General features: G+C 68.6%; 19 protein-coding genes. 1 reads left to right on the top strand and 18 read right to left on the bottom strand.

The features are described 5' to 3' along the window. The 9 genes from ffh to AC1DWT_RS03350 all read right to left on the bottom strand — a co-directional run bounded on the left by ffh (position 1) and on the right by AC1DWT_RS03350 (position 12,872). Positions 1–1,587 carry a signal recognition particle protein gene (gene ffh / locus AC1DWT_RS03390; protein WP_072937804.1) on the bottom strand — a complete coding sequence of 529 codons (1,587 nt, stop codon included), beginning with the start codon at positions 1,585–1,587 and terminating at the stop codon, positions 1–3. Positions 1,588–1,663: 76 nt separating this feature from the next. Further along, positions 1,664–4,216 (bottom strand): [protein-PII] uridylyltransferase, encoded by a 2,553-nt coding sequence (locus tag AC1DWT_RS03385; protein WP_477919735.1) that lies wholly within the window; start codon positions 4,214–4,216, stop codon positions 1,664–1,666. After that, on the bottom strand, positions 4,206–4,544 hold the full coding sequence (locus AC1DWT_RS03380) for a P-II family nitrogen regulator (protein ID WP_005240467.1): 339 nt from the start codon (positions 4,542–4,544) through the stop codon (positions 4,206–4,208). The genes AC1DWT_RS03385 and AC1DWT_RS03380 overlap by 11 nt, the downstream gene beginning before the upstream one ends. Before the next feature lie 4 nt (positions 4,545–4,548). Next, on the bottom strand, positions 4,549–5,868 hold the full coding sequence (locus AC1DWT_RS03375) for an ammonium transporter (RefSeq protein WP_477919816.1): 1,320 nt from the start codon (positions 5,866–5,868) through the stop codon (positions 4,549–4,551). A gap of 258 nt (positions 5,869–6,126) precedes the next feature. Beyond that, positions 6,127–7,533, bottom strand: a complete 1,407-nt coding sequence (gene ftsY, locus AC1DWT_RS03370) for a signal recognition particle-docking protein FtsY (RefSeq protein WP_477919733.1) — start codon at positions 7,531–7,533, stop codon at positions 6,127–6,129. Between the two features lie 66 nt (positions 7,534–7,599). Next, complete coding sequence (smc, locus tag AC1DWT_RS03365) at positions 7,600–11,205, bottom strand: chromosome segregation protein SMC (RefSeq protein ID WP_477919731.1); 3,606 nt, start codon at positions 11,203–11,205, stop codon at positions 7,600–7,602. 22 nt (positions 11,206–11,227) lie between these two features. Next, positions 11,228–11,497 (bottom strand): acylphosphatase, encoded by a 270-nt coding sequence (locus AC1DWT_RS03360; protein ID WP_255314957.1) that lies wholly within the window; start codon positions 11,495–11,497, stop codon positions 11,228–11,230. Positions 11,498–11,502: 5 nt separating this feature from the next. Next, entirely contained in the window at positions 11,503–12,432 is a 930-nt protein-coding gene (locus tag AC1DWT_RS03355) for an SMP-30/gluconolactonase/LRE family protein (protein ID WP_477919814.1), read from the bottom strand. After that, the gene (locus AC1DWT_RS03350; RefSeq protein WP_072937781.1) at positions 12,432–12,872 is read right to left on the bottom strand and encodes an OsmC family protein; all 441 of its coding nucleotides are present in this window, start codon (positions 12,870–12,872) and stop codon (positions 12,432–12,434) included. The genes AC1DWT_RS03355 and AC1DWT_RS03350 overlap by 1 nt, the downstream gene beginning before the upstream one ends. A 147-nt stretch (positions 12,873–13,019) precedes the next feature. Here AC1DWT_RS03350 and AC1DWT_RS03345 point away from each other — a divergent pair, with 147 nt between their 5' ends. Next, positions 13,020–13,724 carry a pyridoxamine 5'-phosphate oxidase family protein gene (locus tag AC1DWT_RS03345; RefSeq protein WP_477919729.1) on the top strand — a complete coding sequence of 235 codons (705 nt, stop codon included), beginning with the start codon at positions 13,020–13,022 and terminating at the stop codon, positions 13,722–13,724. On the opposite strand, the gene mutM is transcribed toward AC1DWT_RS03345, so the two are convergent. From mutM to recG, 9 genes are all read right to left on the bottom strand, one after another. Further along, positions 13,675–14,544, bottom strand: a complete 870-nt coding sequence (mutM, locus tag AC1DWT_RS03340) for a bifunctional DNA-formamidopyrimidine glycosylase/DNA-(apurinic or apyrimidinic site) lyase (RefSeq protein WP_072937779.1) — start codon at positions 14,542–14,544, stop codon at positions 13,675–13,677. The genes AC1DWT_RS03345 and mutM overlap by 50 nt on opposite strands. Continuing rightward, entirely contained in the window at positions 14,537–15,295 is a 759-nt protein-coding gene (rnc, locus tag AC1DWT_RS03335) for a ribonuclease III (protein ID WP_072937778.1), read from the bottom strand. The genes mutM and rnc overlap by 8 nt, the downstream gene beginning before the upstream one ends. 19 nt (positions 15,296–15,314) lie before the next feature. After that, the gene (rpmF, locus tag AC1DWT_RS03330; protein ID WP_005240446.1) at positions 15,315–15,497 is read right to left on the bottom strand and encodes a 50S ribosomal protein L32; all 183 of its coding nucleotides are present in this window, start codon (positions 15,495–15,497) and stop codon (positions 15,315–15,317) included. Positions 15,498–15,499: 2 nt separating this feature from the next. Next, positions 15,500–16,060, bottom strand: a complete 561-nt coding sequence (locus AC1DWT_RS03325) for a YceD family protein (RefSeq protein ID WP_072937777.1) — start codon at positions 16,058–16,060, stop codon at positions 15,500–15,502. Positions 16,061–16,209: 149 nt separating this feature from the next. Further along, complete coding sequence (locus AC1DWT_RS03320; RefSeq protein WP_072937776.1) at positions 16,210–16,983, bottom strand: DivIVA domain-containing protein; 774 nt, start codon at positions 16,981–16,983, stop codon at positions 16,210–16,212. A gap of 108 nt (positions 16,984–17,091) precedes the next feature. Next, a complete protein-coding gene (coaD, locus tag AC1DWT_RS03315) occupies positions 17,092–17,586 on the bottom strand; it encodes a pantetheine-phosphate adenylyltransferase (RefSeq protein WP_015890262.1) in 495 nt (164 codons plus the stop codon). Then, positions 17,583–18,149: a 16S rRNA (guanine(966)-N(2))-methyltransferase RsmD gene (gene rsmD / locus AC1DWT_RS03310; RefSeq protein ID WP_072937775.1), complete on the bottom strand. Its 567-nt coding sequence runs from the start codon at positions 18,147–18,149 to the stop codon at positions 17,583–17,585. Before rsmD ends, coaD begins: the two co-directional genes overlap by 4 nt. Then, positions 18,146–21,550 (bottom strand): pyruvate carboxylase, encoded by a 3,405-nt coding sequence (locus tag AC1DWT_RS03305; RefSeq protein ID WP_477919724.1) that lies wholly within the window; start codon positions 21,548–21,550, stop codon positions 18,146–18,148. Before AC1DWT_RS03305 ends, rsmD begins: the two co-directional genes overlap by 4 nt. 134 nt (positions 21,551–21,684) lie before the next feature. Then, entirely contained in the window at positions 21,685–23,943 is a 2,259-nt protein-coding gene (gene recG, locus AC1DWT_RS03300; RefSeq protein ID WP_477919722.1) for an ATP-dependent DNA helicase RecG, read from the bottom strand. Position 23,944: the final 1 nt, after the last annotated feature.

Raw genomic sequence — 23,944 nt, 5'->3', positions numbered from 1 at the left:
CTACTTCTTCGGCAGCTTCAGCTGGGACAGGTCGATGCCCTCCAGTCCGGGCGGCAACTCGTCGAGGCCCTTAGGCATGTTCGACAGGTCGGGCATCCCCGCGGGGAGACCTCCGGGCGGCATACCCGGGAACCCGCCGGGCAGGCCACCGGGGAATCCTCCGCGCACCTTCGGCGGCGTCGGCCCCTTGCCGCCCTTCTTGCCCTTCTTGCCCTTCTTGCTGCGCTGCGGCTTGCGGGCACCCGGCATGCCCATGCGCCCGGCCATCGCGGCCATCATCTTGCGGGCCTCGAAGAAGCGGTCCACGAGCTGATTGACGTCGGAGACCTTCACGCCGGAACCGTTGGCGATCCGCAGGCGGCGGGACGCGTTGATGATCTTCGGGTCGTCGCGCTCGGCGGGAGTCATACCGCGGATGATCGCCTGCACCCGGTCGAGCTGCTTCTCGTCGACGTTCGCCAGAGCGTCCTTCATCTGCCCCGCACCCGGGAGCATGCCCAGGAGGTTGCCGATGGGACCCATCTTGCGGACGGCCATCATCTGCTCGAGGAAGTCTTCGAGGGTCAGCTGGCCGGAGCCGATCTTCTGCGCGGTGGCCTCGGCCTGCTTCTGGTCGAAGACCTGCTCCGCCTGCTCGATGAGGCTGAGCACGTCACCCATGCCGAGGATGCGGCTGGCCATGCGGTCGGGGTGGAAGACGTCGAAGTCTTCGAGCTTCTCACCCGTGGACGCGAACAGGATGGGCTGCCCGGTGACCTCGCGGACGCTGAGCGCGGCGCCACCGCGGGCGTCGCCGTCGAGCTTCGTGAGCACGACACCGGTGAATCCGACACCTTCGCGGAACGCCTCGGCGGTGCTGACCGCGTCCTGACCGATCATTGCGTCGAGAACGAAGATCGTCTCGTCGGGGTTCACGGCGTCGCGGATCCCCGCGGCCTGCGCCATCAGGTCGGCGTCGATACCCAGGCGACCCGCGGTGTCGACGATGACCACGTCGAACTGCTTGGTGCGGGCTTCCTCGACACCGGCCCGGGCCACCTCGACCGGGTCGGCCGCAGTGATGCCCAGCTCGTTGTCGCCGCCGCCGATGGACGTGCCGGGGTGCGGCGCGAACACCGTGGCGCCCGCGCGCTCACCGACGATCTGGAGCTGGGTGACGGCGCCGGGACGCTGCAGGTCGCAGGCGACGAGCAGCGGGGTGTGCCCCTGGTCGCGCAGCCACTTCGCGAGCTTGCCCGCGAGGGTGGTCTTACCGGAACCCTGCAGACCGGCGAGCATGATGACCGTCGGCGGTGTCTTGGCGAACACCAGCCGGCGGGTCTCGCCACCGAGGATCCCGACGAGTTCCTCGTTGACGATCTTGACGACCTGCTGCGCCGGGTTCAGCGCCGCCGAGACCTCGACGCCCTTGGCGCGTTCCTTGATCTTGGCGATGAACGAGCGGACGACGGGCAGCGCGACGTCTGCCTCGAGCAGGGCCAACCGGATCTCACGGCAGGTGGCATCGATGTCGGCTCCGGAAAGGCGACCCTTGCCACGCAGATCCTTGAGGGCTCCGGTCAACCTGTCGGAAAGGGATTCGAACACCGAGTGCGCTCCTGAAGTCATACGAGTGTGCGGTGGATATTCTCGGGCACCAGCCTAGCCGCTCACGTCCGGTCGTTCATTCTCCCCCGCTGCCCTCCCGTTTCTTCGGCTTGGTGAGCGGGACGACGCCGAGGATCGCGCTCTCGACCTGTTCCCGGCTCGCCCGGGTGTCCCCGCCGCCGACATCGAGGCAGAACGAGTCGATCACCGACGAACCCAGAGTGGTCACCCGCGCCCACCGGACGTCCGCGCCGCACGTGTCGAACGCGTCGGCCAGCCTGCACAGCAGCCCCAGCCGGTCCTCGGCCCTGAGCTCGAGGATCACCTCGCCGGGCGACGCCGTGTCGAACCAGATGACCCGCGGCGGCGCCTGCGCGTACTGCACCGGAACCGCGGCCTCGCCCCGTTCCTCGACGGCGGCCACGCGCTGGCTCTCGCGAGCCTCTTCCTCCTTGGCGGTCAGCATCTCCAGGAGGTTCAGCTCCCCCGCCAGTGCGCGGATCAGCTCCTGCCGCAGCAGTCCCGCCTGCGGCGGCGCCCCGAACCGCGGGGACACGACGAACGAGTTGACCGCCGAACCCTCGGCACCGCCCAGCGAGGCGGAGTAGACCCGCAGGGAATGCAGCGCGAGCACGCCCGCCGCCTTCGACAGCAGACCGCGCTGGTCGGGCGCGATGACCGTGACCACAAACGTATGCGGACTGTCGGCGGGGACCAGTGCGACGTGCACACCCCCCGTCGCCGCCAGAGCGACGTGCTCCGGATCGAGCGGATCGGGTGCGGGAAGCACCTCCCCCGCCATGACCAGACGGCAGCGGCGCACGAGTTCCCCGATGAGCGAGGACTTCCAGTCGCCCCACACCCCGGGACCGGTCGCCAGTGAATCCGCCTCCGCCAGCGCGTGCAGCAATTCCAGCAGAACGCCGTCACCACCGAGCGCCTCCACCACCCTCTCGACCGTCTCGGGATCGTCGAGGTCCCGCCGCGTCGCGGTGTGCGGCAGCAGAAGATGATGGCGCACGATCGCCGTCAGCAGCGCGACGTCGGACGGCCACAAACCGAGCCGCTTGCCGATCTGGGTGGCCAGTTCCGCGCCGACCACACTGTGGTCGCCGCCGCGGCCCTTGCCGATGTCGTGCAGCAGCGCGCCGAGCATCAGCAGATCCGGGCGGGCGACGCGGGTGGTGAACCCACTCGCGTAGGCCGCGGTCTCGACGAGGTGGCGATCCACCGTCCACGTGTGCACCGCGTCCCGCGGCGGCAGGTCCCGGACGGCACCCCACTCGGGAAGCAGCCTCCCCCACAGTCCGGTGCGATCGAGGGCCTCGATCGCGGCGACGGCACGGCTACCGGAACCGAGCATCACCAGCAGGTCGTTCAGGGCCTCCTTCGGCCACGGCTCACGCAGCTCGGGGGCGTTGTCGGCCAGGCGATTCAGAGTGGACGCCGACATCGGCATCCCCGTCGTCGCCGACGCGGACGCGACCCGCAGCACGAGGCCGGGATCCTTCGTGGGCCGGGCGTCGCGGGCCAGCACCACTTCACCGGCGTGCTCGACGACTCCCTCGTCGAGGGGCCGCCGCACCGGTGGTCGGCGCAACCGCGCCAGTCCGCGCCGCGGCAGTGCATGGCCTGCCGTCCGCACCCCGACGTCGACGGAGTAGCTGATGGTGCGCGCGGCGTCGCTGAGCATGCGCGCGAGGTCGAACCGATCGCCGATCCGGAGTGCGGCGCCGATCTCGTCGGCGTCCTGCGCCCGCAACTGATCGCGCGAGCGTCCCGCCACCCGGTGCAGTTCAGTGCGGACGTCGAGGAGCCGCCGATGCGCGAGCGCCAGTCCCCCGCCGGGCGACTCCGGACCGAGTCCGGGCATGCCGTCGGTGAGCTGCGCGATGGACAGCGCGTTGAGCAACTGCACGTCCCGCAGTCCACCACGACCGCTCTTGAGGTCGGGCTCGGCGCGGTGGGCGATCTGGCCGCTGCGTTCCCAGCGGGCCTGCGTCTGTTCGATGAGGCCGTCGAAGCGGTTGCGGATGTCGGTGCGCCACTGCCTGCGCACCCCGCTGATGAGCAGATTGGTCAGCTCGACGTCGCCGACGATGTGGCGCGCCTCGAGCATTCCCAGGGCTGCGGTGATGTCCGTGTCCGCCACCTGCAGTGCCTGAGGGATGGTGCGGACGCTGTGGTCGAGCTTGATGTGCGCGTCCCACAACGGATACCAGAGCTGGTCGGCCACCTGCGAGACCACCGCCGGATCCATGTCGTCGTGGAGCAGGAGGAGGTCGAGATCCGAGTACGGCAGCATCTCCCGCCTGCCGAGCCCTCCGACCGCGACGAGCGCGAACCCGCTGTCCGGTTTGATGCCGAGTTCGGCACCCTTTGTGGTCAACCAGAACTCGTGCAGGTCGACGAGCGCGTGACGCAGCGCCGCCGCGTCGAGCCGACGTCCGTGACCTGCCGGATTCCTTGTGCCGGGGCCGGTCTCGGGGCCGCCGGTGAGCAGTTGCCTGCGTGCGCGGGCCAGGTCCGCCGCTTCGTCCGATCCGCCTGACGCAACCGGCCCTGGTTCCGTCGCCTTGGCGACGGGACCAGGGCCGGTCTTACCGGACCCGTTGGGGTCAGAGCGCATCCGCGCCGCGTTCCCCGGTGCGTACCCGGATGACCGACTCGACCGGTGAGACCCACACCTTGCCGTCACCGATCTTGCCGGTGCGTGCCGCCTCGACGATCACCTCGACGACCTTGTCCACAGCAGCGTCGTCCACGACGACCTCGACCCGGACCTTCGGTACGAAATCGACCGAGTACTCGGCGCCTCGGTAGACCTCGGTGTGGCCCTTCTGCCGGCCGTACCCCTGAACCTCACTGACAGTCATGCCGAGGACGCCCGCCTGCTCGAGTCCCGTCTTGACGTCCTCCAGAGTGAACGGCTTGACAATTGCTGTGATCAGCTTCATTTCCTCATCCCTCCTTGCCGGATACACGAGCGGCTGCCGAGTTTCCGCCGAGAGCGGCGAAATCGTAGGCGGTTTCTGCGTGTTCCGACTCGTCCACTCCAAGTGATTCACCCTCGTCGCTGAGCCGCAGCCCGATCGTGAACTTCACGATCAATGCGACGACGGCCGTACCGACGAGCGAGTAAAGCAGTACTGCTCCGGCGCCCACTGCCTGACGCCAGAGTTGGTCGAGGCCTCCACCATAGAACAGTCCGACAACACCCGCGGGCGCCTCGGCCGTCGCGACCAGGCCGACCATCAGCGTTCCGACGATGCCACCGACCAGGTGAACACCGACGACATCGAGCGAGTCGTCGAACCCGAAGCGGAACTTGAGTCCGACGGCGAGCGCGCAGAGTGCGCCGGCCACGACGCCGATCGCGAGTGCGCCGAGGACGTTCACCGAAGAGCAGGAAGGCGTGATGGCGACCAGGCCGGCCACGATTCCGGAAGCCGCGCCGAGCGTGGTGGCGTGGCCGTCGCGAATACGCTCGACCAGGAGCCAGGCGAGCATCGCCGCGCACGTTGCGATCACCGTCGTGATGAAGGTTGCGCCCGCGATTCCGTTGGAACCGACGGCCGAACCAGCGTTGAAGCCGAACCAGCCGAACCACAGCAGGCCTGCGCCGAGCATCACGAAGGGCAGGTTGTGCGGACGGAACGGGGTTCCCGGCCATCCCTTGCGCTTGCCGAGGATGATCGCGAGAACGAGGCCTGCGGCGCCGGCGTTGATGTGGACAGCGGTACCACCCGCGAAGTCGACCGCGGCGAGTTTGTTGGCGATCCACCCGCCGGTCTCGGCGGTGACGCCGTCGAAGGCGAAGACCCAGTGCGCCACGGGGAAATACACGACCGTCGCCCAGAGCCCGGCGAACAGCAGCCAGGAACCGAACCGCAGGCGATCTGCGACGGCACCCGAGATGAGGGCGACTGTGATGATCGCGAACATGGCCTGGAACGCGACGAACACCGTCGCGGGGATGGTGCCGACGAGCGGGATCGCGGAATCGGCGATGACCGAACCGGCGTCGTCGGTCTCGGCGAGGTAGGACCCGCCGATCAGTCCTTTGAGGCCGAAGTACTGGAACGGATCACCGACAAGGTTCCCCTTGTCCTCTCCGAACGCCATGGAGTAGCCGTAGAGAACCCACAGGATGCCGACGACACCCATCGCGCTGATGCTCATCATGAGCATGTTCAGCACGCTCTTGGCCCGCACCATGCCGCCGTAGAAGAACGCAAGACCCGGAGTCATGAGCAACACGAGCGCGGCGCTGGTCAGCATCCACGCTGTGTCCCCGGTGTCCGGTGCACCGATAGTGGGGAAATCCACCTTGAGCCTCCTCCTTCTCTGCCCAGCCGGTTGCGGCTGACGACCTGAGAAGAAGGGTGCTCAGTTGGTGTTTCGGCTGTGCCACTGCACTGTTTCGCGCGCGTGAACGCATTGGCCTATTTTGTTGCGTACACGTTTCGCCAGGCGATTTGCAGTCGGTTTCAGGTCCCCGGAGCCGTCCGTGCCCCCGAGAAGACCGCGGGATCCCCGCTAACCGAGCAACGCGTCGACGAAGGCGCCCGGCTCGAACGGCGCCAGATCGTCGGCACCTTCACCGAGTCCGACGAGCTTCACCGGGACCCCGAGTTCGTGCTGAACCTGGAACACGATGCCGCCCTTGGCGGTGCCGTCGAGCTTGGTGAGCACGACACCGGTGATGTCGACGACCTCGGCGAACACTCGCGCCTGCGCCAGGCCGTTCTGGCCGATGGTCGCGTCGAGGACCAGGAGGACGTCGTCGACCGACGCCTTCTTCTCGATGACCCGCTTGACCTTGCCGAGCTCGTCCATCAGGCCCGTCTTGGTGTGCAGCCTGCCCGCGGTGTCGATCAACACGACGTCGACGCCGTTGTCGATCCCCTTGGCCACCGCGTCGAACGCGACGGCCGCCGGATCCGCGGCTTCCTTCCCGCGCACCACTTCGGCGCCGACCCGTTCGGCCCACGTCTGCAACTGGTCTGCGGCGGCCGCACGGAACGTGTCGGCAGCGCCCAGCAGGACGCGCCTGCCGTCGGCCACGAGGACACGTGCGAGCTTGCCCGTGGTGGTGGTCTTGCCAGTGCCGTTCACGCCGACGACGAGCAGGACCGCCGGGTGGTCGTCGTGTGGAAGGGCGCGGATGGAGCGGTCGAGTTCCGGACGGAGTTCGGAGACCAGGACTTCACGCAGCAGTGCACGGGCATCGGCCTCGGTCCGGACACTGCGCGATGCCATCTGCTCACGCAGCGACGTGACGATCTTCGTGGTGGTCGCCGAACCGAGGTCGGCGATGAGGAGCGTGTCCTCCACCTCTTCCCAGGAGTCCTCGTCGAGGTCGCCGCCGCCGAGCAGTCCCAGGAGGCTCTTACCCACCGCAGACTGCGAACGGGACAGACGCCCACGCAGACGGTCGAGGCGGCCTTCGGTGGGAGCGATGACGTCGAGCGCGGGTGCCGCGGGAGCCGGTTCGGGCTCGGGAGTGGGCGCGACCTGGGGTTCCGGTTCGACCTCCGGGGAGACCACCGGTTCGTACGTGACCGGCTCCGGCGGGGCAGTCGGCTTCTGTGGTGCCTTTTCGGGTGCCTTCTCCGGCGCGGGGGCCTTCTCCGGCTCCGGAGGCGCCACGACCTCCGGTTCGGGGGTGACCGCGGGTTCCGGCACCGGTTCGGGCAGCACCGGCTTCGGCACCACCTCGCGGGGCKGCGCCGTCGCCGTCGACCCCTGGCTGAAGTTGAAGCCGCCGTCGGCGCGATAACTGCCCGAACGGTCCTTCTCCGCCGTGGTGACCTGCGGGGTGTCCGGCGCCTTGAGAGAGATTCGGCGACGCCGATACAGCAGGGACCCGACGACGAGAACGACGAGAAGTACGGCCAGTGCGGCCGCGATGGCAATCCAAGCTCCGGTAGTCACGCCGCCCATTGTTTCAGGCTCCGGATTCCGTCGCGCACTGCCTCGCCGGGCGCACGGTCCCCGTCGGTGCCGGAATCAGGCGTCTGCGGCCGCCATGTCCTGGCCACGGAGTCGCTGGGAGATGACAGTGGTGATGCCGTCGCCGCGCATGCTGACGCCGTACAACGCGTCGGCCACCTCCATCGTCGGCTTCTGGTGGGTGATGACGATCAGCTGGGACTTCTCCCGCAGCTGCTCGAACAACCCGATGAGGCGACGCAGGTTGGTGTCGTCCAGCGCGGCTTCCACCTCGTCCATCACGTAGAACGGAGACGGCCTGGCGCGGAAGATCGCCACGAGCATCGCCACGGCCGTGAGCGATTTCTCACCACCGGAGAGCAGCGACAGCCGTTTGACCTTCTTGCCGGGCGGCCGGGCCTCCACCTCGATGCCGGTTGTCAGCATGTCGGACGGGTCGGTGAGCACCAGCCTGCCCTCGCCGCCGGGGAACAGTTTCGCGAAGACCTGGACGAATTCGCGTTCGACGTCCGCGTAGGCCTCGGTGAACACCTGCAGAATACGGGCATCGACGTCGGCGACGACACCGAGGAGGTCCTTGCGGGCGGTCTTCACGTCCTCGAGCTGTGTCGAGAGGAAGTTGTAGCGCTCCTCGAGCGCGGYGAACTCCTCGAGCGCCAGCGGGTTGACCTTCCCGAGCGTCGCCAGGTCCTTCTCGGCACGTTTGGCGCGACGTTCCTGCGTGGTTCGGTCGTACGGAACCGGTGCGGGCATCGTGACCTGTTCGCCGCGCTCCTTCGCCTGCTCGTACTCCTCCATCTCGAGTGCGGACGGCGGCAGCGCGACATCGGGACCGTATTCGGCGATCAGATCGTCCAGGCCGATCCCGTGCTGGTCGAGGATCGCCTCCTCGAGTTGTTCGATGCGCAGTGCGGCCTGGGCGCGGGCCACCTCGTCGCGGTGCACGGCGTCGGTGAGCGACGCCAGCTGTCCGGTCAGCTGACGCACCCTCTCCTTCACCTGTTCGAGTTGGGTCGTCCGCTCGGTGCGGGCCCGGGCGAGTTCGTCCCGGTGCGCCATCGCGGAGTCGACGACCTCTCCGAGGTGCTCGGCAACCCGCTGTCCGGACTCGGCGACCGCCGCTGCGACGGCGGCGGCGTTCTGCCGGGCCTTCATCGCGCGTTCCGCGCGGGCACGCGCGTCGCGTTCCACCTGGGCGGCGCGGCGCAGCGAATCGGCCTTGCCGCGCACGGACTCGGCCCGTTCCTCGGCCGTGCGCACGGTCAGCCGGGCTTCGACCTCCACGGCCCGCACTTCCGCCAGGGCCGCGGCCGCCGTCTCGCGATCGACGCTCGTCGAATCGGAACCACCCGTGTCGGCGCCGGCGGGCGAGGCGTCCTGTTCCGCCATCCGCAGCCGTTCCTCGAGTTCGGCCAGCGCGGTGAGCGTGTCCTCGCGACCGCTCTCGGCCTTGTCCCGCTGCGCCATGAGTCGATCGGATTCGGCGTGCGCGGCGCGGGCGGCCTGGCCGAGGCGGCCGAGGCGTTCGTAGATGGCCGACATCGCGGCGTCGGACTCGTTCAGCGCGGCCAGTGCCTGCTCGGCGTTCTCCTGGCGGTCGGCCTGTTCCGCGACGGCGCCGGACAGTGCCGCGGACAATTCCTCGGCGCGACGTTCGGCGCGGGCGAGGTCCTGCACCGAGTTGTCGATGGCGGCCTGGACCTCGAGGGTGCTCGGCTGGCGGTCCGAGCCGCCGCTCATCCAGCCCGCCCCGAGGAGATCACCGTCGCGGGTGACGGCACGCACGTCGGGTCTACGCCGGACGTGTTCGACGGCGTCGTCGAGGGAATCGACCACGACCACTCCGCCCAGAAGAGCCGCGAGCCCGGTCCGCAGTTCGGCGGGGCAGTCGATGACGTCGACGGCCCACCGGGCGCCGGAATCCAGGTGCCCGCCGTTCGCCACGGCCTGATCGGTGCCGATGACCAGGGACGCCCGACCGCTGTCCGTCTCCTTCAGCGCACCGACCGCGCCGCGGGCGGCGTCGAGGGATTCGGCGACGACGGCGTCCGCGGCGGGACCCATCGCTGCCGCGACGGCACCCTCGTACCCCTTCTCGACGGTGATGAGGCCACCGATCGGTCCCCGGATGCCGTGCCCGCCCCGGTTCTCGACGAGCCAGCCGGCGCCGTCCTTGCGTTCGAGGCCCATCGACAGCGCGTCGATCCGGGCGCGCAGCGACGCCACTTCCTGCCCGGCGGCGCGTTCTTCGGCCTGGAGTTCGGTGACGCGTTCGGCGATCAGACGCAGCGCCTCGACGGCACGCTCGTGGTGGGAGTCGAGCCCGAGTTCACCGGCGTCGAGGTCGCCGATCTCGTCCTGGACGACCTCGAACTCGGACTGCGCGGCGTCGCCGCGCTGCCGGGCCTCCTCGATCGCGACGGTCAGCCGGGACACTTCGGCGTCGACGGAGTCGGCGCGGGTGCGCAGGGTGTCGACCTGCCCGGACAGCCGGGCCAGGCCTTCCCGGCGGTCGGCGATCGCCCGCACCGCCGCCATGTGGGCCCGTTCCGCGTCGGCAGCGGTCTCCTCCCCCAGCGCCAGTTGCTCCTTGGCCGCGTCCAACGCCGCGCGGGCCATTTCGACGGCTTCGACGAGTTCCATTTCCTCCGCGGCGATCCGGTCGGCGCGGGCCTCCATCTCGTCCGGATCCTGACCGCGGTTCGCGGACGGCTCGGAGTCGAGGTGGCGCGCCCGCTCGCGGGCGATGCGGATGGTCGCGTTGACGCGCTCCGCGAGCGCCGACAGCTGGAACCACGTCTGCGCGGCCGCTTCGGCACCCGGTGTGAGCCTCGACAGTTCCTGCTCGTGCCGCCCCAGCTCGAGATTGGCCTCGTCGAGCGCCTCGGTGACCTGGTCGTGCTGTTCGCGGGCGACCTTCTCGTCCTGCGCCTGGTCAGCCAGCTCCTCACGCCGCGTCACCAGGTCGTCGGCCGCGAGCCGCAGCTTCGCGTCGCGCAGGTCGGCCTGCACGGTCTGCGCGCGGCGCGCCACCTCGGCCTGCCGCCCGAGTGGTTTGAGCTGGCGCCGCAGTTCCGCCGTGAGGTCGTTCAGGCGCGCCAGGTTGGCCTGCATCGCGTCGAGTTTGCGGACCGCTTTTTCCTTGCGTTTGCGGTGCTTGAGCACCCCGGCGGCCTCTTCGATGAACGCGCGCCGGTCTTCCGGGCGCGATTCGAGGATGGCGGCGAGGCGCCCCTGCCCGACGATCACGTGCATCTCCCGGCCGATACCGGAGTCGCTGAGCAGTTCCTGCACGTCCATCAGCCGGCACGAGCTGCCGTTGATCTCGTATTCGCCGGCGCCGTCACGGAACATGCGCCGGGTGATCGATACCTCGGAGTAGTCGATCGGCAGGGCGCCGTCGGAGTTGTCGATGGTCAGCGTCACCTCGGCGCGCCCGAGGGGCGCCCGCCCGGCGGTGCCGGCGAAGATGACGTCTTCCATCTTGCCGCCGCGCAGCGCCTTCGCCCCCTGCTCACCCATGACCCAGGTGAGGGCGTCGACGACGTTGGACTTACCCGACCCGTTGGGCCCTACGACACAGGTGATTCCCGGCTCGAATCGCAGAGTCGTTGCGGACGCAAAGGATTTGAATCCCTTCAGCGTCAGACTCTTCAGATGCATGACGGAGAACTTTACCTTCGGTTCACCGTTCGACGAACCCGGTGAGGTCGCCGCGGGGGGAATCCCATTGCTCCACGACGAGATCCACCGCGCCCGGCGTGTCTCCCGACCGCAACAGCGTCAGCAGGGTGTCCAGCTTGTCCCGGGGCCCCTCGGCGATGACGAGTACCCGGCCGTCCTTCTGGTTGGCCGCGTATCCGACGAGGCCGAGTTCGAGTGCGCGGGCGCGGGTCCACCACCGGAATCCGACGCCCTGCACGTACCCGTGCACCCATGCGGTCATTCTCTCCATGTCCGTCACGACCGTTCGAGCTTGTAGATTTTCCCGGTGAAGCTGGTGGCGTAGAGCGCGTCCGGGTCCCAGCCCGGTCCGGCGCCGAAGCGCACCGAGGACACGAGGGGCAGTCCGGACGCCAGAGCGCAGCTCTCCCTCGTCGCCGGATCGACGCGGACCACCTTGCCGCCGCCGTTGTACGCGACGTACACGATCCCGTCCGGTCCGACGGTGAGGTCGTCGGCCGCGTTGAGTGGCCCGGAGCCGGGCAACTCGACGGACACGACGGGACCGCGCAGGTCGTCCTCGCGGAGGATGCGCAGCGTGGTCGTGGTGTCGAACGTCGTGACCGTGTACACGTTGCCGTCGTGCACGGCGAGTCCGTCGACCGTACCCAGATCGGTGCGCACGACCTCCGGTGTGTGGGGATCCTCGGCCGGGACGCGGGTCAGTCCGGCGCCGGAGCCGAGATTCCGCGCGGTGAGGATGTCGCCGTTGCTCAGCCGGACGAGCCCGTTCGGCATGACCAGCCCCTCGGCCACGGTGCTCGTGTCACCGGTGTCGATGTTCACGACGTCGACGGTGCCGCCCGCCGAACCCGTGACCCCGGAGGCGAAGGAATTCCCCGTGGCGAAGTACGCGTCGGCGCCGTCCACGGCGATCCCGCCCGGCGACTCGACCTCGGGCACGATCGGCGTGACGGTGCCGTCGGGGCTGACGCCGTCCAGGGCTCCGCCGCCCACCAGGCCCGTCCGCGACACCAGCATGGTGCCCGCGCCGTCGAAGGCCAGGTTCTCGAGCACGCCCGCGCCGGACGTCACCTCCGACACCGACCACGGGGTGCAGGCGCCGCCGGGGGGCGAGAACGCGGGCCCGGCCGCGGCCGGCGCGACCACGAGCAGACCGGCGCAGAGCGCCGACCCGCCCGCGAGTGCGGCGAGCTCACGCCGCATCATTGTTCCTTCTCGACGGTCAACGTCACTTTCGTCCCGGCCTTCAGTGTCCGCCCGACCGTGCACACCTTGTCGACCGACCGCTCCACGAGCGTGACCAGACGCTCCTGCGCGTCGGCGTCGAGTTCGCTGAGATCGAGCTCGAGCACCTCGTCGAGCTGCGGGTACACCTCGTTCTCCCGGTCGGCGGCGCCGGACACCCGGATGGTGGCCTCGTAGTTGTCGCCCAGGCGCCGCGACAGCGGGAAGTCCGAACTCATTCCGCTGCACGCGGCGAGCGCGATCTTCAGAAGTTCCCCGGGAGTGAACACGCCCTCCACGCCCTCGGAGCCGATCAGGACCTCGGCGCCGCGGGAGCTGCGGCCGGTGTACAGCCGGGTGCCCGTTCGCTCGACCCACAGTGAGGTGGGCGCCGTCGTGTCGGAAGTCTGTTCTGCCATGCGCTCAATCCTGCCACCGACGGGCACAACGCCAGGTAGGCGGGTGGGCGGCACCGGTTTCCACTGATTTGTGAACGCCGATTCTCAGCAGTGGGAACCGGTGGGCCGTAGGGTGAACCGACCAATGACGCCGAGACGTAGCGGGGAATGCAGATGGGCCAGATCGGTAGTGCGGGAGAACGCCGACTCCAATCCGAGTACGGCACCGAAGATCGTGCCGCCAAGTTCTACTCGGATCAGATGCTGGACCATCTCAATCCGACGATGATCGAGTTCGTCGGACGCCAGGAGATCGCGTTCATCGCCACCGCCGACGCGTCCGGCGAGTGCGACAACAGCCTGCGTGCCGGGACACCGGGATTCATGCACGTCATCGACTCGAAAACCCTCGCGTACCCGGAGTACCGCGGCAACGGCGTCATGGCGAGCCTCGGCAACATCCTGGAAAACCCGCACGTCGGAATCATTCTCGTGGACTTCGTGCAGGACCTCATCGGACTGCACGTGAACGGTTCGGCCCGGATCGTCGACGACGAGGTCCTTCGCTCCGAGATCGCGGACCTGCCGGTGGACCACTCCGGCGGGCGGATCCCCGAACGCTGGGTGGTGGTGGACGTGGAAGAGGCATACATCCACTGCCGCAAGCACATTCCGAGGATGGCACCGGTTCCCCGCCACCGCGAATGGGGAACCGACGACGTGAAACGCAAGGGCGGCGACTACTTCGACGCCAAGGCGACGCCGCGCCACGACTCCGACGGACAGGTCGTCGAGGAACCCGCGCCCGCCGAACTCACCCAGGTCATCGCGCCGGGCTTCTCCGTGGCGCCGGCTGGCACTTCGGGCAACTGAACGACGAGCGGTTCATGAACTTCTCCCGCCGGATCGCGGTGCCGCAGCGAGGGCACGGGCGATCCTCCTGACCGTAGGCGGACAGGGAGCGGTCGAAGTAGCCCGACTCGCCGTTGACGTTCACGTACAACGCGTCGAAGGACGTGCCGCCCTGGGTGAGTGCCTCGCGCATGACCTGCTGGGCGGCGGTGAGCACAGCACGAATCCGGGGACCGGTCAGCCTGTCGGTGAGCCGATTTCCGTGGATCTGCGCGCGCCACAACGCCTCGTCCGCGTAGATGTTGCCGATGCCGGAGACGACGGTCTGGTCCAGCAGCACACGTTTGATCTCGGTGTGCTTGCCGCGCACCACCTTCACGGTGGCCGCGAGGTCGAAACGCGGATCCAGTGGGTCGCGGGCGATGTGCGCCACCGAGTCCGGCACGAGTGAACCGTCGACCTCGACGAGGGGCGCGAGCGCCCAGCCTCCGAACGTCCGTTGGTCCACGAACCGGAGGTCGAGACCGGAATCGAGCCGGGCCCGGATGCGCAGATGCTTCTCGGTCGGCAATTCCGGTGGCTGCACGAGCATTTGACCACTCATACCCAGATGGACCACGAGTGCGACCGTGCTGGGTTCGAGGACCAGCCACAGATACTTTCCGCGGCGGTCGGCGCCCGCAATACGTTCGCCGGTGAGCTGTCCGGCGAGGTCGGCCGCGCCGGGCAGGTGACGCCGGATCGCCCGCGGGTGCAGGATGTCCACGGAATCGATCGACGCCCCCACGATGTGGCGTTCGAGTCCGCGCCGGACCACCTCGACTTCGGGTAGTTCAGGCACTGACGTCGTCGGTCGCCACGTCGGGGCCCGCGTCGGACAACGCGTTCCACGCCGTGCTCGCGGCCTTCTGCTCGGCCTCTTTCTTGGAGCGGCCGATACCGACGCCGAGGGGCTTGCCGCCGACGATCACGGTGGCGGTGAACTCCTTGTCGTGATCCGGACCCGTCGCGGTGATCTCGTACGCGGGAACTCCGACGCCACGCTCCGCGGTCAGCTCCTGCAGGCTCGTCTTCCAGTCCAGGCCCGCGCCGAGGCGGGGGGCTCGCTGGAGGAGGTCGCTGAAGAGATCGAGTACGACGCGTCGCGCCGTCTCGATTCCGTGCTCGAGGTGGATGGCGCCGAGAATCGACTCCATGCCGTCGGCCAGGATGCTCGGCTTGTCGCGGCCGCCGGTCATCTCCTCGCCCTTCCCGAGTAGGAGATGGGCACCGAGACCGCCCTCACCGAGGCTGCGCGCCACTTCCGCGAGCGCGTGCATGTTCACGATGCTCGCCCGGATCTTCGCGAGGTCGCCCTCGGATTTATCGGGGTGCGCGAGGTAGAGCTTCTCCGTGACGGTGACTCCGAGTACGGAGTCACCGAGAAACTCGAGACGCTCGTTGGTGGGCAGACCACCGTTCTCGTACGCATACGAGCGGTGCGTCAGCGCCAGGGTGAGCAGTGAAGGCTCGATTTCTACGCCGAGGGCGGCGAGGAGGGATGCGTGATCCTCCTCGCCGCCGGCGGGTGTATTACTGATGTCGCTCGTCACAACGCCTCTCCGTGGAGAATTAGACGGCGGCAGTGACCTGGCGGCCCTTGTATGTGCCACACGACGGGCACGCGACGTGGGGCAGCGTCTTCTCGCCGCAGCCACGGTTGGGGCAGGTGACGAGGGTAGGCACAGTGGTCTTCCACTGGCTGCGACGCGACCTCGTGTTGGATCGCGACATTCTGCGCTTGGGGACAGCCACTTCTACTTCTCCTCGGCTTCGTTGTTCACAAGATTCTTGCTGGGTTCCGAATCCACGCCAAATTTGGCTGCAAGACCAGCCCAGCGAGGATCAAGTATGTCATGCCCGTGGCCAGATTCGGCAATCGCCAGGCGAACGCCACATTCTGGGCACAATCCTTGGCAGTCGTCACTGCAGAGCGGCTGCAATGGCAGTGCAAGGCCGACGGCGTCGATCACGACGGGTTCGAGGTCGATCTCGTCGTCGACGACGTGATAGACCTCCCCCTCCTCCGTGGTCTCTTCCGTGGTGCTGTCCGGGTACGCGAACAGTTCCGTGAGGGTCAGGTCCACCGTGCCGGAGAACGGCTCGAGACATCTCGAGCACTCCCCGACGGTGTCGGCTCGCAAGGAACCGGTGACCAGGACCCCCTCGGATACGGCCTCCAACCGGAGATCCAGATCGATCTCCGATCCTTCCTCGATGGCGATCAGGTCGAGACCGATGCGCTGTGGCGCCGTCACCACCCGGTCCACGGTGCGCATCGAACCGGGACGACGGCCGAGTTTGACCGTGTCCAGCACGAAGTCCGCGTCCCGACGGGAACGCGATGAGCTGTGGCGATGGGATGACAACAGGCTTCACTTTCGAGAAAAGGAAAACGACAAAGGGCAACCACTCCACGATACGCAATGAGCGCGGTGGAGCCAAATTCGATCGAGGGTTCCGCCGCTCAGCGGCGACGCTCGGCGCGGCGGTCGTCGACGTCGTAGTCGGATGCGTAGTCGGGAACACCCGAACCCGTCCGCAACTGCTGACGCCCCCGCCCCACGGACCGGACCGTGCCGTTGAGGAAGTCCTCGAACTCCGCGAGCTTCGTGTCGACGTACAGGTCGCAGTCCGAGCGGAGACGATCCGATTCGGCGTGCGCGGAGTCGATCACCCGGGCCGACTCGGCGTGGGCGGCCTGGACGACCTCCGTCTGCGAGACGAGCCGCGCCTGCTCGGCCGTGCCCTCCGCGACGGACCTCTCGTAGGACGCCTTGCCCGACTCGATCATGCGATCGGCCTCGGACCGCGCCCGACCCGTGAGCGTGTCGTACTCGCGCTGGCCTTCGGCGACGGAGGACTCGGCCTCGGCACGCGCGTCGGCGACCAACTGCTCGGCGTGCGCGCGGGCCTCGGCGACCATCCGGTCGGCCTGCGCCTTCGCGTCCGCCAGGATGCGGTCGGCGTCGTCGCGGGCGTTCTCGATGGTGGAGTTCGCTTCGGCGTTGGCGCTGGAGACGGTCTTCTCCGCGTTGGCGCGGGCGTCCCCCACCAGTTTGTCCTTGTGGTCCAGGACGTCCTGGGCGTCGTCGAGTTCACCGGGAATCGCATCGCGCACGTCGTCCAGCAGTTCGAGGACGTCGCCGCGGGGAACCACGCAGCCGGCGGTCATCGGTACGCCGCGTGCCTCTTCGACAATCGCGACAAGTTCGTCGAGCGCCTCGAAAACCCGGTACACAAGCAACCCCAATCGTCCGTGACCCTCAGCAGGTCGGCGCAGCCTTCCTCGTGCAAGTCTGCACGACCGGACGCCGCGGGCGGGTCCTGGCAGCCGGTGTGTCGGGTATCAGCTGCTCTCGGCGGCGCGCTCGGCGATCCTCGTGAGAAGGCGGGCGTGCACCTTCTCCGGGAGCATGTCGGAGACGTCGCCACCGAAGGTGGCCACTTCCTTCACGAGCGAACTCGACAGGTAGCTGTAAGTGGGGTTGGTCGGGATGAAGAGGGTGTCGACACCACTGAGCTTCTGGTTCATCTGTGCCATCTGCAGCTCGTAGTCGAAGTCGTTGGCACCGCGCAGGCCCTTGACGATCGCCGTGATCCCTTGCTGCTTGGCGTAATCCACCAGCAGGCCGTGCCAGGAGGAGACCCGCACGTTGGGCAGATCGGCGGTCGAGTCTTCGAGCATCTCGATGCGTTCCTCGACGGTGAAAAGGCCACGCTTGTTCTTGTTGACCATGACCGTCACGATGACCTCGTCGAACTGCGCGGCAGCTCTGCCGATCACGTCAAGGTGGCCATTGGTCACGGGGTCGAAGGATCCGGGGCAGACAGCGCCAGTCATGAGTCCAGACCGTAGCAGGTCGCCAATTCGATTCTCGCCTCACCGTACTTCTTCGCCTTGACGGGCGCGAAGCCGTCGGGCCAGGCCGTCTCGGGTGACCTCGACGACCGCTCGAGCACCACGATCGAGCCGTCGCCGACCCAGCCGTTCACCCGCAGGTGACCGAGGACCGTCTGCACCGCCGCATCGTCGACGGCGTACGGCGGATCCGCCATCACCAGGTCGTACGGCCGGTCGGCGGTGCCCGCGAGCACCGCGGCCACCGGGGCGCCGCGGACTTCCGCGCCGGGCAGGCCGACCGTCGTCACGTTGTGTTTGATGATGCCTGTCGCCTTCGAGTCGGACTCGACGAGGACGACGCGATCCGCACCCCGGGACAGCGCCTCGAGGCCGAGCGCCCCCGATCCCGCGTAGAGATCGAGGACGGACGCGCCCTCGAGGTCCATCCTGCTGTGCAGGGCGCTGAACAATGCCTCGCGGACCCGGTCCGAGGTGGGCCGGGTCCCGCTCGGCGGGACCCGCAGGCGTCGACCGCCTGCGAGTCCCGCGATGATCCGAGTCACTCGCTCGCGGACTCCCCCGTCGCCACGACGGCGAGGAGGTCGCCGCCCTCCACCTGCTGAACCGAACCGATGGCCAGCCGGGAGACGGTGCCACCGCGGGGTGCGGTGATGGCCGCTTCCATCTTCATGGCCTCGATGGTGGCGATCGTGTCGCCGGCGGCGACATGCTGGCCCTCGGTGACGGCGAGGGTCACCACACCGGCGAACGGCGCCGGCACGTGGCCGGGGTTGTTCTTGTCGGCCTTCTCCGCGGCCGGGATCTCACTGGAGATCGACCGGTCACGCACCGACACCGGACGCAACTGCCCGTTGAGGATGGCCATGACGGTGCGGTATCCACGCTCGTCGGGTTCGGAAATGGCCTCGAGCCCGATGAGCAGCTCGACACCCTGCGCGAGGCGGACCCGGTGCTCGTCGCCGCGGCGCAGTCCGTAGAAGAACTGGTTCGCCGACAGCTGCGAGGTGTCGCCGTACTTGTCCCGGTGCTCGAGGAACTCCTTCGTCGGGCCGGGGAACAGCAGCCGGTTCAGCGTCGCGCGGCGCTCCGCGGACGTGCCCGCGAGGGCCTTCTCGTCCTCCGCGGACAGCGGCACCTCGGGCTTGGCGTCGCCACGGCCTTCGAGTGCCCGGGTGCGGAACGGTTCCGGCCAGCCACCGGGCGGGGTGCCCAGTTCGCCGCGCAGGAACCCGACCACCGAGTCGGGGATGTCGAACTTCGCGGGGTTCTCCCTGAACTCCTCGGTGGAGGCACCGGAGCCGACGAGGTGCAGGGCGAGGTCGCCGACCACCTTCGACGACGGGGTGACCTTCACGAGGCGGCCGAGCATCCGGTCGGCGGCCGCGTACTTGGCCTCGACCTCCTCGAACTTGTCGCCGAGCCCGAGGGCCACTGCCTGTGTGCGCAGGTTCGACAGCTGACCGCCCGGGATCTCGTGCGTGTAGACACGCCCGGTGGGGGCGGGCAGCCCGGACTCGAACGGCTTGTAGACCTTGCGGAGCGCCTCCCAGTACGGCTCGAGGTCGCACACGGCCTGCAGGTCCAGGCCGGTGTCGTGCTCCGAGTGCGCCGCCGCGGCCACGATGGCCGACAACGCCGGCTGGCTGGTGGTGCCCGCCAGTGCGGCCGACGCGCCGTCGACGGCGTCCGCGCCCGCCTGCCACGCGGCCAGGTACGTCGCGAGCTGTCCGCCCGGGGTGTCGTGGGTGTGCACGTGCACGGGCAGGTCGAAGTTCTTCCGCAGCGCGGTCACCAGCGTGGTGGCGGCCGGGGCGCGGAGCAGTCCGGCCATGTCCTTGATCGCGATGATGTGCGCACCGGCCTCGACGATCTCCTCCGCCAGGCGCAGGTAGTAGTCGAGGGTGTACAGCTTCTCGTTCGGGTTCGACAGGTCGCCGGTGTAGGACAGGGCGACCTCGGCGACCGAGGTGCCGGTCTCGCGGACGGCGTCGATGGCCGGCCGCATCTGGTCGACGTTATTGAGGGCGTCGAAGATGCGGAAGATGTCGATGCCGCTGTTCGTGGCCTCCTCGACGAACGCCCGCGTCACCTTCTCCGGGTACGGGGTGTACCCGACGGTGTTCCGGCCGCGCAGCAGCATCTGCAGGCAGATGTTGGGCACGGCCTCACGCAGCGCCGACAGCCGGTACCAGGGGTCCTCGTGCAGGAACCGCAGCGCCACATCGTAGGTGGCACCGCCCCACGCCTCGATCGAGAGCAGTTCCGGGGTCATCCGGGCGACGTGCCCGGCGACGTCGAGCAGACCGCTGGTGCGCACACGGGTCGCGAGCAGCGACTGGTGGGCGTCGCGGAACGTGGTCTCGGTGACCGCGAGTGCCTTCTGCTCCCGCAGTGCCTTGGCGAATCCCTCCGGCCCGAGGGCGAGGAGCTTCTGGCGGCTGCCGTCCTGCGGCGGGGCGGACAGGTCGATCTGGGGCAGCTTGTCGCGCGGGTACACCGCCGACGGCCGCTCGCCGTGCGGCTTGTTGACCGTCACGTCGGCGAGGTAGGACAGGATCTTGGTGCCACGGTCGGCGGAGCTGCGCAGCGTGAGCAGCTCGGGGCGTTCCTCGATGAACGAGGTGGTGACCCGGCCCGCCTTGAAATCGGGGTCGTCGAGCACGGCCTGCAGGAACGGGATGTTCGTCGACACGCCGCGGATGCGGAACTCGGTGACCGCGCGGCGGGCCCGGGCGACCGCGGTTTCGAGGTCGCGGCCGCGGCAGGTGAGCTTGACGAGCATCGAGTCGAAGTACGCGCCCACCTCGGCGCCGAGGGTGGCACCGCCGTCGAGACGGATGCCGGCGCCGCCCGGTGTGCGGTACGCGGTGATCCGGCCGGTGTCCGGACGGAACCCGTTGGCCGGGTCCTCGGTGGTGATGCGGCACTGCAACGCCGCACCGCGCAGCGTGATCTTGTCCTGACTCAGGCCCAGATCGGCGAGGGTCTCCCCCGACGCGATCCGCAGCTGGGACTGCACGAGGTCGACGTCGGTGACCTCTTCGGTGACGGTGTGCTCGACCTGGATGCGCGGGTTCATTTCGATGAACACGTGGTTGCCGCGGGTGTCGAGGAGGAATTCGACGGTGCCCGCACAGGAGTAGTTGATCTCCTTCGCGAACGCGACGGCGTCGGCGCAGATCTTCGCCCGCAGCTCTTCCGGAAGGTTCGGGGCCGGCGCGAGTTCGATGACCTTCTGGTGCCTGCGCTGCAGCGAGCAGTCCCGCTCGAACAGGTGGATGACGTTGCCCTGACCGTCGGCCAGGATCTGGACCTCGATGTGCCGCGGGTCGACGACCGCCTGCTCGAGGAACACCGTCGGGTCACCGAACGCCGACTCGGCCTCGCGGGCGGCCGCCTCGATGGACTCCTTGAGCTGTGCCCGCTCGGCGACCCGGCGCATGCCGCGGCCACCGCCGCCTGCGACGGCCTTCACGAACAGCGGGAACTGCATGGTCTCGGCCGCGGCCAGCAACTCGTCCACATCGGCGGACGGCTCCGACGACGCCAGCACCGGCAGACCGGCCGCCTTCGCCGCGGCGATCGCGCGCGCCTTGTTTCCGGTGAGCTCGAGCACCTCGGCGGAGGGACCGACGAACGTGATGCCCGCCTCGGCGCACGCGGCGGCGAGATCCGGGTTCTCGGAAAGGAAGCCGTAGCCGGGGTAGATGGCATCGGCGCCTGCCTGCTTGGCCGCGGAGACGATCTCGTCGACGGAGAGGTACGCCCGAACCGGGTGTCCCTCCTCGCCGATCTGATAACTCTCGTCGGCCTTCAGACGGTGGATCGAGTTCCGATCCTCGTACGGGAACACCGCAACCGTTCCAGCACCTAGTTCGTAGGCGGCACGGAAAGCGCGGATCGCAATTTCGCCACGGTTGGCGACCAGGACTTTGGAGAACATTGGAGCAAACTACCCCGTCGAAGACGGCCGTGGAGAACAGGCATCCCACATTGCAAGATTCTCCACAAACTTCACAAAGACCCCCCTGACGTGTGCGAATTCTGCAACAGACCCGAAACAGACGTGCGAAGTTCTCACGTTTTCTCCAAATATTCGATGCGGTCGGCGTCGAGCGCCGACGTCACCATCGCCGACAGCCCCGGGTGATTCTCGAGCCGCGGATCGTCCGCGATCACCGACCGCGCGAACTCGGACGCCGCCGCGATGACGTCCTCGTGGCCGAGCAGCGACAACAGCCGCAGCGTCGACGTCGTGCCCGACTGCGCCGCACCGAGGATGTCGCCCTCGCGACGGGTGGCGAGGTCGAGCTGCGCGAGTTCGAAGCCGTCGTTGGTCGACGCCACGTTCGACAGTCGCTCGTAGGCGGGGCCGCCCGGGTTCATTTCCGTGACGAGAATGCACAGCCCCTGGTGTTTGCCACGGCCGACGCGTCCGCGCAGCTGGTGCAGCTGGCTGACGCCGAAACGGTCCGCGTCGACGATCACCATGATCGTCGCGTTCGGGACGTCGACTCCGACCTCGACCACCGTGGTGCACACGAGGACGTCGATGTCGCCGGCCGTGAAGTCGCGCATCACCGCGTCCTTCTCGTCCGCGGGCAGCCTGCCGTGCAGCAGTCCCACCCGCAGGTCGGGCATGATGTCGCCGCTCAGTTCCTCGAACACGTCGACGGCGGACTTCGTCTCGGACGCCTTCTCGTCGAACGCGTCCTCGCCGTCGCCCTTCTCGCCGTCGCCGATCCGTGAGCACACGACGTACGCCTGCCGCCCGTCGGCCACGTCCTCGCGGATCCGTTCCCACGCCCGCGCGACCCACTGCGGCTTCTGGGACGCGGGTACCACACTGCTCTTGATCGGGGAACGCCCCTTCGGCAGCTGGCGCAGCGTCGACACCTCCAGATCGCCGAGCACGGTCATCGCGATGGTGCGGGGAATCGGCGTCGCCGTCATCACCAGCAGGTGCGGGCTCAGGCCCTCCCGCGCCCTCGACCGCAGCCGGTCGCGCTGCTCGACACCGAACCGGTGCTGCTCGTCGACGACCACCATCCCGAGGTTGAAGAATTCGACGTTGTCCTGGATCAGGGCGTGCGTGCCGATGACGATTCCGGCGTCGCCGGTGATCGCCTCGTTCATGGCCGTTCGTTTGGCGGCGACGCCCATCGACCCCGTCAGCAGCGCCACCCGTGTCGCCTTCTCGTGCGCGCCGAGTTCCCCGGCGGTCGCGAGGGCGCCGAGCATCGCCCGCAGCGACCGGGCGTGCTGCGTGGCGAGCACCTCGGTGGGCGCGAGCAGCGCGCACTGGTAGCCGGCGTCGACCACCTGGAGCATGGCGCGCAGGGCCACGATCGTCTTGCCCGAACCGACCTCACCCTGCAGCAGCCTGCTCATCGGGTGTGGTTGCGCCAGATCGGCGGAGATCTCGTCGGCGACCGAATGCTGACCGTCGGTGAGCTGGAACGGGAGCACGCTCTCGAACACGTCCGCGATCCCGCCGGGCACGGGCGAGCACGCCGGTGCGACCCGCTCGGCGTTGTCGTGGCGGCGACGGGCGAGCACCAGTTGCAGCGCGGTCGCCTCGTCGAACCGCAACCGGTCGTGGGCGTTCTCGACGTCCTCGCGGGTGTCGGGCAGGTGGACCGACCGCAGGGCTTCGTCGAGTCCGATCAGGTCCCGTTCGGCCCGGACGTTCTCCGGCAGCGGGTCGTCGACGTGGTCGAGCTGGTCCAGGATCTGGCGGACGCATTTCATGATCGTCCAGCTCTCGACGTCCCGGGTGGCGGGGTAGAGCGGGATCAGCGCGCGGTCGAACACCGACATGTCGACCCCGGCTCCGGCTTCCTGCGACGCCCGGGCGATGCCCGCGAGGTCGCCGGCGCCGCGTATCCGGCCGACGTTGACGACGGGGTCCTCGCTGCCCGCGCGGGGTTCGGGAAGGACGAGGTAGCTCGGGTGGGTGAGGCTCCACTTGCTGCGGAAGTACTTCACCGTTCCCGAGAACATCGCGCGCACGCCGGGCTTGATCACGTGCTTGACCTTCTGCGGACTGAAGAAGGTGACGTCCACGTTCTGGGTGTCGGTCGACAGGACCACCTTGAGCATGCTGCCCGGCCGGTTCTTCATCTTCACGACGGCCGCGGACGTGACCCGGGCGATGATCGTGATGTGCTCGCCCTCCGGCGGGTCCTTCTCGGCGAGCTCCCGGCCCTGCGAGGCGTACCGGTGCGGGTAGTGCCGCAGCAGGTCCTCGACCGTGCTGATGTCGAACGCCTCCTCGAGCGCGTCGGCGGTCTTCTTCCCCAGCAGATGATCGAGCCGGTCGGACAATGTGGCCATC

It is taken from the genome of Rhodococcus sp. P4_B6, assembly GCF_056402215.1.
The sequence above is the reverse complement of the archived record's forward strand: the minus strand, read 5'-3'. Positions and strand labels throughout refer to the sequence as shown.